At 41.6% G+C, this 9944-nt stretch carries 10 protein-coding genes; 2 read left to right on the top strand and 8 right to left on the bottom strand.

What is annotated here, in order from left to right; all coding sequences use genetic code 11:
• The coding region (locus Q1V93_RS13935; protein ID WP_300665515.1) for an FAD-dependent oxidoreductase at positions 1-421 on the top strand (421 nt) is incomplete at its 5' end.
• A gap of 191 nt (positions 422-612) precedes the next feature.
• Here Q1V93_RS13935 and Q1V93_RS13930 read toward each other — a convergent pair.
• From Q1V93_RS13930 to Q1V93_RS13920, 3 genes are all read right to left on the bottom strand, one after another.
• Positions 613-2844: a cation:proton antiporter gene (locus Q1V93_RS13930; protein ID WP_300665514.1), complete on the bottom strand. Its 2232-nt coding sequence runs from the start codon at positions 2842-2844 to the stop codon at positions 613-615.
• A 129-nt stretch (positions 2845-2973) separates the two neighbouring features.
• A complete protein-coding gene (locus Q1V93_RS13925) occupies positions 2974-3717 on the bottom strand; it encodes a hypothetical protein (RefSeq protein WP_300665512.1) in 744 nt (247 codons plus the stop codon).
• A gap of 117 nt (positions 3718-3834) precedes the next feature.
• Positions 3835-4644 carry a hypothetical protein gene (locus Q1V93_RS13920; RefSeq protein WP_300665511.1) on the bottom strand — a complete coding sequence of 270 codons (810 nt, stop codon included), beginning with the start codon at positions 4642-4644 and terminating at the stop codon, positions 3835-3837.
• Positions 4645-4824: 180 nt separating this feature from the next.
• On the opposite strand from Q1V93_RS13920, the gene Q1V93_RS13915 reads away from it, so the two are divergent.
• The gene (locus Q1V93_RS13915; protein ID WP_300665509.1) at positions 4825-5346 is read left to right on the top strand and encodes a hypothetical protein; all 522 of its coding nucleotides are present in this window, start codon (positions 4825-4827) and stop codon (positions 5344-5346) included.
• 10 nt (positions 5347-5356) lie between these two features.
• Here the strand turns inward: Q1V93_RS13915 and Q1V93_RS13910 are convergent, their stop codons facing one another.
• The 5 genes from Q1V93_RS13910 to Q1V93_RS13890 all read right to left on the bottom strand — a co-directional run.
• Positions 5357-6901 (bottom strand): BBE domain-containing protein, encoded by a 1545-nt coding sequence (locus Q1V93_RS13910; protein ID WP_300665507.1) that lies wholly within the window; start codon positions 6899-6901, stop codon positions 5357-5359.
• A gap of 96 nt (positions 6902-6997) precedes the next feature.
• Positions 6998-7660, bottom strand: a complete 663-nt coding sequence (locus Q1V93_RS13905; RefSeq protein WP_300665506.1) for a response regulator transcription factor — start codon at positions 7658-7660, stop codon at positions 6998-7000.
• Positions 7661-7673: 13 nt separating this feature from the next.
• A complete protein-coding gene (locus Q1V93_RS13900) occupies positions 7674-8459 on the bottom strand; it encodes an ATP-binding protein (RefSeq protein ID WP_300665505.1) in 786 nt (261 codons plus the stop codon).
• The gene (locus Q1V93_RS13895) at positions 8456-9151 is read right to left on the bottom strand and encodes a hypothetical protein (protein WP_300665504.1); all 696 of its coding nucleotides are present in this window, start codon (positions 9149-9151) and stop codon (positions 8456-8458) included. Before Q1V93_RS13895 ends, Q1V93_RS13900 begins: the two co-directional genes overlap by 4 nt.
• A 12-nt stretch (positions 9152-9163) precedes the next feature.
• On the bottom strand, positions 9164-9944 hold a 781-nt coding region (locus tag Q1V93_RS13890; protein WP_300665503.1), incomplete at its 5' end, for a hypothetical protein.

Here is a 9944-nt window from a genome sequence, read left to right as displayed (position 1 = left end):
CAAGGGAGAATTACTGGTTATTCAATCGGACACCATTTATTCTGCCGAATCATTGAACCGCAAATGCTTTTTGCTTCCGCTTGGAAACGGGCAATTCAAAGTAGGTTCCACCTATGTTTGGAATACAGATAATACCGATCCGACCGAAGAAGGCAAACAAACCATTTCGGAGAATCTGCGTTCGATTACTACCGAATCGTATGAGATTACGGAACATCGTGCTGGTGTGCGACCAACCGTATTGGACAGAAGGCCTCTAGTTGGGAAGCATCCTGAATTTCCCAAAATGGTAATTGCAAACGGGCTTGGAACAAAAGGATTTATGCTTGCACCGCTTGTTACTCATGAATTGATCGATCACCTGCTTCATGGAGCTCCGCTAAACCCGGAATGTGATATTGTGCGTTTCCAGAAGGATTGATGCGGGAATGGGGGTAAGGTGAGTTACATTCGACGCTGCTCAATCAACCTTTTAGATGCGCGACAAAAATCGACTTTATCAGGAAGTTTTTGGTTTTCAAAAACACAATTTTATAAATTTATAAAATTGTGTAGAAAGTCTATCCTACCTGGTTTTCAGATGGTTTTCACGCAAATCACATCACCCCACAATCAATCCCTGAGAATATCTTTCAGGTAAACCTGAATACGTTTGTTCAAACCAACAATCCAGATCACATCTTCTGCCTGGAAAGCGATGTCCGGATCAGGGTTTACGATTCGGTTTTCATCGCGTTCCAATCCAACCACAATTCCTTTACACCTTTCCCTCATTTTAGAATGCCGGATGGTTTGTCCGATCAAATGCGAATTATCCGGAATGGTAAATGAATGCAGACCAACCTGTGACATGTCGGATTTTACTTCTTCTTTCAATTCCTTCACCGTAATATGATCCTTAAACAAAGAAAGCTGCTCATCCGTCCCGATTACCGAAATAACATCATTGGGATAAAGCACATCTTCCTGTCGCGGAATATTGATGATCAAATCTCCGCGTTCGATAATCACAATATTAATCCCATACGTTTCTCTTAATTTCATTGTTCCCAAAGGCAATCCGATGATCGGAGATCGCGTTTCCAGCGTAAAGGTCGTTAAATGCGAATCCCACGGAGCCAATACGTTTTTTGTTCTTTGCTGTTCTTCCTGGCTGCGTTCGCGGTCATGCAGATTCAACAAGAAACGCGATTCAATTTTTCCATAAAATTGCTTGATCCGGTGACGCTGTGTGACGAAAAGCAATGCTGCCGCAATCACACCGATCAATGCCGCCCAGGGAGAATAATACTTCGCGAAAACGAATCCCACAAAAAAGATTGCCAATGCTATTCTTGAAATGATCAATGCTAAAAGTGGTCCGCGATATAAGGGTTTCAACCAGATATTCGCATACGTTTGAGAAGGCCCTCTTCTGAATGCCAATGCGTACAGGAAAGGTGCAATCATCAACAAAGTCAGTGAAACAATGAACAGGTTTTTCCACTTACTTGCCTCAAAAAACGGCGCCAGGAATTGATTCGCCAATAAGATAATACTGATAATGATAACCGAAAAAATAATGGTGTTGATGACGTAAAAACGAATCAGCTTTTTCCAGTCGCTTGCTTCCGTCACCTGTTGTGTTCCCAAACTATATTTGTATAAGCGGTTTTTCCATTTTTCCGGCATTTTCAAGGTCACCCAATCCGACATTTTCCCTGAAAACCCGATCATATAAGGCGTTGTAAAGGTGGTTATGACAGATACCGCAACCGCAACCGGATACAGGAAATCACTCGTTACATTTAAGGTGACGCCCAAGGTTGCGATAATGAATGAGAATTCCCCGATTTGGGATAAGCTCATCCCGGTTTGAACCGCCACTTTGATCGGCTGACCTGCAAACAAGGCTCCGATCGTTGCAAAAATCGGTTTCCCGAACAGCAATACCAGCGTCGATATACCAATCGGTAACGCGTATTCTACCAACATTTCCGGATTGAGCAACATTCCGACCGAAACGAAGAAAATCGCTCCGAACAAGTCTTTCACCGATTGAACCAAGTGCTCGATTTTCTCCACTTTCGGAGTTTCTGCTAAGATCGAACCCATAATAAATGCGCCCAGGGCCGGAGAAAATCCTGCCTGAGAGGACAACACAACCATCAGGAAACACAAGGCAAGAGATACCACCAATAAGGTTTCATCGTTCAGGTATTTCTTCAGTTTCTTAAACAATGTCGGCAGGAAAAAGATCCCCGAAACAAACCAAAGAACCAGAAAGAAAACCAGCTTTCCGATCGAATAGATCATTTCCATTCCTTCAAATGAGCGGCTGATGGAAACAGTTGACAAAATCACCATTAATACAACGGCCACCAAATCTTCAATAATCAATGCTCCAAGAACGATTCCGGCGAATTTCTGGCTTTTCACTCCCAACTCATCGAATGCGCGGAAGATAATCGTGGTGGATGCAATACTGAGAATTCCTCCCATGAACAAACTGTCCATCATATTCCAACCGAGAATGACCCCCACGTTGTAACCGATCAGGAAGGTCATCCCGACACCCATGAGGGAAGTGATGACGGCGACGTTTCCTACTTTGAGTAATTTTTTGAAGCTGAATTCAAGTCCCAACCCGAACAAGAGGAAAATAACTCCGATTTCTGCCCAGGTCTTGATCCCCTCGGATTCGACTACAGTTGGAAAGAAGTTGAAATAAGGTCCTACGATGACCCCTGCGATGATATATCCTAATACGACCGGCTGACGTAACATCTTAAAAATGATGGTCATTACTGCCGCCGCACCTAAAATTAATGCTAAATCTATAATTAACTCTGGAACGTGCCCCATGAAAATGGTTTTATGTTTCTAACTAAGAAACCAATTTATGATTATCCTTAAAATTAGCAAAAAACCCGTGATTTCGGCTTAAAAAGAGATTAGAATCGCCAAAAACTTGTGAAAATTCATTAAAAATGACTAAATCCTGATAATATACCAGGTGATCAGAATCCGGTTATCGAGCACTTCTTCTTTCACTTTAATCAATTCAAACTTCTGTGTATTCCCCATCAAAGAAAGCTCCGGATTCCGATAAATTTTCTCTTCTCCTTCTTTCAGAAACACCATACGATAACCTTCCTCTTTGGCACGAATTTCCAGGATCACATCTCCTTCAGAAATCGGCTGTTCGATAAGTACTTTCTGCCTGGATTTCGTTTTATTGATAATCAGGAAGTCGATTCTTTTTTCAGTTGGTTTCTCCAACACCCGATTGATCTCCACCAGTGGTTTTCTTCGTTTGACAGAATCCGGAACTTCAAGTTCCGGCTGATTCGGATATTTTGTTTCTGAAAATTCCGTCTGATTTCCTTTTTCATCAAAATGGGTTGTCGAATTGTAAAACTGAATTCCTCCATCGGGAGCGTCGCTGAAATAGACTTTTTCCAATTGTCCGTTCGGGAAATAGGTCAGTGAAACGGAAGCATGTCCGCCAATACTGCGCAAACCGTGTGAAAACAATTCCTTCCCCTGATCATTGTACCCCTTGATGGTACCGAAACGTTTGTCTTTATCCCAACTTTCAAGCGTAGAAACCTTCCCGTTTTGGTGGAAACATTGTGTGATCGTCGAACCATCCGATTGACCCGTCGTTTTGCACTTCAGCTGCGCCGAAGCCAGCAAGGGTTGAAGCAAAATCAGAAAAGCGACCACTGTTTTCATGGTGAAAAGGTAGGCAAATTTGGTGCCAGGGAAAAATAATTAAGGACAACAAATAAAACGACGGTTAAAAAACCGGGATATCACAAAAGTTATTCCCGGTCTTAAGAAAGGTATTCTTTAAAGTGTACAGATAGTAGGTCCTGGTCTTTCAATTACCAAAGTATCTACATAACTACAAGGTGGACATAAATGAGAACGATTCGCGTATTTTCCGGTAAACAATCCACCATGAATTCCCTTTGCCTCATCATTATTAGCTCCAATCAAAACCGTATGATTAACCTGATTTGTTCCGCTAATTACTCTTTTAACAACTGCATTGAATAAAAACACATCTGTATTATTTTCATTGTCATAGATTAGAGAGAAAATTACTTGAAACGGAATAATTACAGCCTTGGAGTCTGTCCGGTCATTAAACGGCTTAAAATCAACACTCTCCAAATGTTTAATTTGAATCGTATCATGGTAACACACAAGCGCTGTCAGGTCCTCTGCCTTAGCAGGAACAAACCCATCCGAATCACCCTTATAATAATAATGTAATCCTTCATGAACATAATAGCGATTCGGTTCATTTAACACATCCGTAGATTTGCTCAGATAAACCGGTTGAAAGACCAGAAACATATTTCCTGCTTTTATACCCAGACTCACTTTAAGTCCTGTAATATACGATTGAGTTGAAGTTCCACGAAGATTTGTTGCCTCTTTAAACAAAGAGTCGAACGTATTGTATTGGATACTATCTACTGTCAGGTTTTGAATCTCATGATTATTGATCTTCAAATACTTGTGGCAATCAGATATTTCTTGAATTGCTGTCGGAACTTCCACAACAGTCAATTGAACATCCAATAAATCTTCATTTTTCAAAGCAGCCAAAGCTGAATTTTTGCTTACAATTTTACAAATTTCTGTTCCCATATATTTATGTTTAATTAGTTCTTCCAAAGGTCTAACTCCAAATGTTAAACACCAATTTATCAATCAGCTAATAACCTCATGAGTTATACGTGAATAATCCCATTCTTAACCGGACAAACTCCCCTTGCACCTCATCGCTTATTTCAAAACCTTTGCTCCCTAACTCTAAAACGATTTACTATGGATGCACTTGAAAAATTAATCACACTCGCAACAGCTCTTTTCACTTTGAGCCTTGTTTCGGAGCGGGTAATCAATTGGTTTAAACTCTATTTCGGGCAAAAAGGAAAACAGCTGTTGTTCTTTAGTAGCAAGGAGGAAGATATTTCAAAACAGTCGGATGATCCCGTTGTGAATGCTGACCGGGAACGAAAAATTGTGGGTTTGAACATTACGCTTTGCATCATTGTTGCACTACTCATGAATGCCAATGTGTTTGACTTGCTGAGTTTGAAAGACCCAACCGAGCATTTTGGCTGGAAAGACATCGTTTGGAAAAGTGGGACTTCCCCTCTTATTGTTACTATTCTCTATTCGTTTATCGGCTGTGTTTTGACCGGCTTCTGTATGAGTGTCGGATCAAAATTCTGGCACGACACGTTGGACATGCTTCTGTATGCCAAAAACATGCGTAAAAAAGCCCTCGAGAATGATCCCAAGGGCGATGCGAAACAACCTGATCCAGTTAAAAAAGAGGAATGATCAAACAGAATCACTCCACCGGAATCGATTGAAAACTATTGAAGTAATCGGTCGGATCCCAACGCTTTTTAACCTTTTTCAAACGCGGAAGGTTTTCACCGAAATACAGTTGCAGAGCACCTTCCAATCCTCCAAACTCATTCAGGTCAGAATCGGGGTAATTGTAATAACAGCCATCCACATTATCTGTCAGATCGAGTTGAGGATTGGGTGTTCCGCCTGTTTCTCTATAAACCGACGTATAGAATTCGTTCATCCATTCCAGGAAAGCCGCGTCGTCCTTTTCTTCTGTCCAATAAGCCTGGTATTGCAATTTGAGTACCGAAGAACGCTGAGGAATTGCGGTTTCCGTTGGAGAAACCGTGTTTATTTTTCCTCCGTAAGTATCTACCTGCAGCAAACACTGTGACATGTCTTGCGACGTAAGTGATTTGGGAACCAGCGTGAGGTATTTATAAATTGCCTCGATTTGATCCATCGGGAATTCTTTCCGCATATAGGCCGATTTGTATTTTCCTCGTTGATTGGCTCCGGAGCCGTTTAAGGTTTGAACCGCTTCATAAAATGTGTAACTCAAGGTATGGGCGGACGGCTGAACGAATCCACCCAGGCGAGTGATCGAAGGTGTTGTTGTAAGTTTGTAAGCTACAAATCCGCTTAATTGCTGAAGCAAACTGTCGATATAACGTTCTTTAATTGCTTCCGGATTTTCAGATTGTAAAACGGCTGTTTGAATCGTCATGACAATTTCTCCCAGGGACTGATGATGCAAGGCAAGAATTCCAAATTGCCGCCAGTTATCCGGGTTTTCTGCAATTGCAGTGAAAAAATTCAGAACCTCAGACAAAACTTCTGGTGTGAGATCACTCCACTCAATACTTAATTGGGTAATAAATGCAGAAACGGGACTATCCGGTAATTCTTTGAAATAATAACGGGTAATGACTCCGAAATTACCACCACCACCAAGATGCCCCCAAAAAAGATGTTGCTCATCCGGATCGTTGGATTCTTTTGAGACATAGATCACTGAAGCGGGTTTTTCAGGACCTTGCTTCACTACTACTTCTACTCCTGTCAACCAATCAACAGTTAATCCGTTCAGGCGCGATAACAATCCGTAACCGCCACCACAAATATGTCCTCCCAAACCAACGGAATAACAAGATCCGGCAGGAAGCACTTTCCCATAATCCCGGAAAAGGCTGTTGAATGCACTCCAATTTGTTCCGCCTGAATCCAGGTAATATCCTTTTTCAGGATCATACCCGCAATCGTTCATGGCTGACACATCAATAATAGCCTTGGTTCTGTGACTGAAAACAAAGTTTTCGTAACAATGTCCGCCACTTTTGATCTTTACATCTCGTCCATACAGGGAAATTGCTTCCTCCAAAGCTGCAGCAACTCCTTCCCGGGAGTAACATACATAAACGACCTGGCAGTGATCTGCCTGCCAGCGCTGATTGAATCCTTGTAAAAAACTGGGAAATCTCGGGTCTGTTGTTGAAACCGGGTATTTGGAAAAACCCGTTGTGTTATTTTGCTGGTTCATGTGAATAGTTTAATCCCCGAAAGATATCATTTTTAGACTTTCCGAGTATCACTTAACGACTTTTGCAAAACAAAGTTTGTGCGCTTGTTCTTTTAATTACAACTCCCCGAACAATTGATGTTTCAGCACAAACAGAACCAATCCTGTTTTAGATTTAATAGCGAACTTATCGAAGATGGCTTCGCGGTAACCATCCACAGTCCGGGCGCTCACCTGCATCTGATCGGCAATTTGTTCGTAGGTATATTCCTTTTCGTGACAAACCAAACGCAGGAATTCGCGCTCGCGATCCGTAAACTGCTGCAGAATTTTATCCCGCTCGGAGAGCTTCGGCGGTTCTACTTCTTCTCGTAATGAAAGCGTCAGAAATTCATTGTGATAATAACCTGTGGTGAGAATGGAATTTAAGGCATCTTTGAGAACCTCAGCGCTGCAATTCTTTTTCAAAAACCCGCGCACTCCGTTCCGGAATAAACGAATGATACTTTGTTCGTCGCTGTCGAGTGTCAGAATCAGAATCCGTTGCTCAATGCCTGAATTTTTCAATTCCTGCACCAATTCGTAACCGCTCATTCCCGGCATATTCAAATCGACAATCAGCAAATCGGGATTCGGGACGATTGGAAGCGCATTCAATAGCGAAGTTCCGGAGTCAAATTGGGCTACTACGGAATAGTCTCCCAGTTTCTCAATGAGTTCTTTCAATCCGTTCCGGACAATCACATGATCATCCACCAGTACAATCTTTCGTTTTTCCATGAAGAGCAGCCAGTTAAAGTATGTACGAATGTGGTGATTTTTTCAGAATGTAGCTCGTACCGCCTCCTTTTTTTGTGTGAATGGTACATTCCAGCTGGGCCAATGCTGCTCTTTTCAGGATATTCCGAAGACCGGAAGCTTTGTTTTGTTTGAAAACTTCGTTGTAATCAAATCCTGATCCGTCATCTTTGACCTGTAATTCAAACTCTTCCGGACTTGTTTTCAGGCGAACGTATACTTCTTTACATTCTGCGTGCTTCATAATGTTCTGAACGATTTCCTGAAAAATCCGGAAGACCATCAGTTCCTGGTCTTTTTTGAGTGGTGTTCCGGCAGAATCCGCATCCAACTGAACATTAAACCGCTTCAAATTGTTCAAACGGTCGATTTCCAATTGAATAGCCGTAAGTAATCCGCTGTGCGCAATGAAATCGTTGTTCAATGTTTTACTCAGTAATCTGAGTTGCTGTGTCACTTCTCCGAGGTAAATTTCGAGTGGCTTATAGCTTTCCTGGTTATCCGGCTGATCCAGTTTCCGGTTCTCAATCTCGATATGCATCGCTGTGAGCAATTGTCCGATATTGTCGTGCAGCTCATTGGCAAATTGCCCCATGATGTGCTCACTTACTTCCGTTTCCACCTGACGGAGTTCCTGTTCAAATGCCAGTTTGGTCTCCATCAGTTCCTGTTCCTGGCGCATTCGCTGGCGATTCGTCAGAAAAAAAGTAATTGCGATTCCGGCAATTAAAAGCAGGATCAACAAGGTTACCGCAACGATGCTTAAAATGATATCATTCATATATTCAATATTTTCCGGTTTGTTTGTCGGTAAAGCATCCAAAAGGCAAGTGCCAGTAACAAGTATCGGATATTCGCCAGCACCCCGCTGATCAAATAATACAAAAAGGTATTCACCGCCGGACTCTCAGTCTGCAGGTAATCTATCATGCAGACATAGGGAACGCTGCATGCGAAATACATCAGAATTCCCAGACAAGCCCACTTTTCCGGAGATCGCAGCAGGCGTACGCGCGTTTGTTGTCCGAAAGTGTATAAAACCATGTAAAAAATCACTGTGATGGCAATGCAAGCGGTGGCATCTGCATAATTCAGATACCCATCAAATCCATACATGCAGCCCTGAATTCCAATCGCTGTCAGGAAAGACAAAAATGCTCCGGCGCATAGAAATGTTCGAAATGCTTTCGGCAAAACAAACCAGGCTGCTGTAAGCAACAACCCGGTTTCAATGATGAGATGAATATTCATAAGCCAATGATTGTCGATGGGTTGATTCATGGACTGCTGATACAAGGTAATTGCATGTGATCCGGCATAAAACAAACTCCAGATCACGACTTGTAAAAACAGGGTTTTGAAAAAGCTGTTCATCTGACGAAAAGCAAGAATTCCGGTTAAAATAGCCAGTGATAAACACAGGATTTCCGTGAAGAGTGTAAGCATGTCGGTTTCAATGTGGTAGTGAGACATGCTAAGATACGATTAAACAGGAACAGCAACAGATTTAGGCAACGCAAAAACATCAAATCCGAAATCGACAGTATTGCACGGAGGGCATAAATGAGATCTGTTTGCAAATTTAGCTGGCAGATCGAGCTCCTTATTCTCTATCTTTTCTCCACTAATAATAAATACATGTTTGTTTTCATATACATTATCAACGATTACTGTGCGAATCGCATTTGTCAGGAAAATTGCTTCCTTTTCCACTTTAGGATCTTTTTCCTGTATGAGTTTAAAAAGAGTCTGAAAAGGAAACAGGCAGGCTTCAACATCTATGTCATGGATAAATTTGGTGTGAGGTTGATCTTTTCCGTGAACCATTGTCATGCTACCATTCGTATAATTCTCAATGATTTTATCCCGATCACCTTCTTCCATTTTTACGAATTTTTCACCTGCAGGTTTTTCTTCAACAAACTTATAAAATTTTCCATGCCCGTAGGTTGGTATTTGATACAACTCTTTTTGGGTAATTGTATCATACCGTGTTCTTTTAAGGTAGACCGGTTGAAATATCGGAAACACACCAACACCTTCCTGAGATCCCATAAAAATCTTAATCGCCGTTATGTATCGACCATTCAAATGTTTCCCAGTTGCTTCAAGAAATAAATCTTCAAATTCAGAAAACGGAATTTCCAGAATTGAATATGAGTCAAGCTTTTTACCAAAGAGTTTTAAATAGATATCACATTTTTTAACATAATCATCAACTTCCAACTTAGTCATAACTGACATCTGTGCATCTAGTAAATCCTCC

This window comes from Fluviicola sp. (assembly GCF_030151805.1).
Lineage (GTDB): Bacteria > Bacteroidota > Bacteroidia > Flavobacteriales_D > Crocinitomicaceae > Fluviicola.
This window is presented reverse-complemented; position numbering and strand designations above follow the sequence as displayed.

Coding starts and splice junctions, on each gene's coding strand:
- Q1V93_RS13930 (WP_300665514.1), bottom strand. CDS start 2,844: ATGGGGCACGTTCCAGAGTTAATTATAGATTTAGCATTAATTTTAGGT.
- Q1V93_RS13925 (WP_300665512.1), bottom strand. CDS start 3,717: ATGAAAACAGTGGTCGCTTTTCTGATTTTGCTTCAACCCTTGCTGGCT.
- Q1V93_RS13920 (WP_300665511.1), bottom strand. CDS start 4,644: ATGGGAACAGAAATTTGTAAAATTGTAAGCAAAAATTCAGCTTTGGCT.
- Q1V93_RS13915 (WP_300665509.1), top strand. CDS start 4,825: ATGGATGCACTTGAAAAATTAATCACACTCGCAACAGCTCTTTTCACT.
- Q1V93_RS13910 (WP_300665507.1), bottom strand. CDS start 6,901: ATGAACCAGCAAAATAACACAACGGGTTTTTCCAAATACCCGGTTTCA.
- Q1V93_RS13905 (WP_300665506.1), bottom strand. CDS start 7,660: ATGGAAAAACGAAAGATTGTACTGGTGGATGATCATGTGATTGTCCGG.
- Q1V93_RS13900 (WP_300665505.1), bottom strand. CDS start 8,459: ATGAATGATATCATTTTAAGCATCGTTGCGGTAACCTTGTTGATCCTG.
- Q1V93_RS13895 (WP_300665504.1), bottom strand. CDS start 9,151: ATGTCTCACTACCACATTGAAACCGACATGCTTACACTCTTCACGGAA.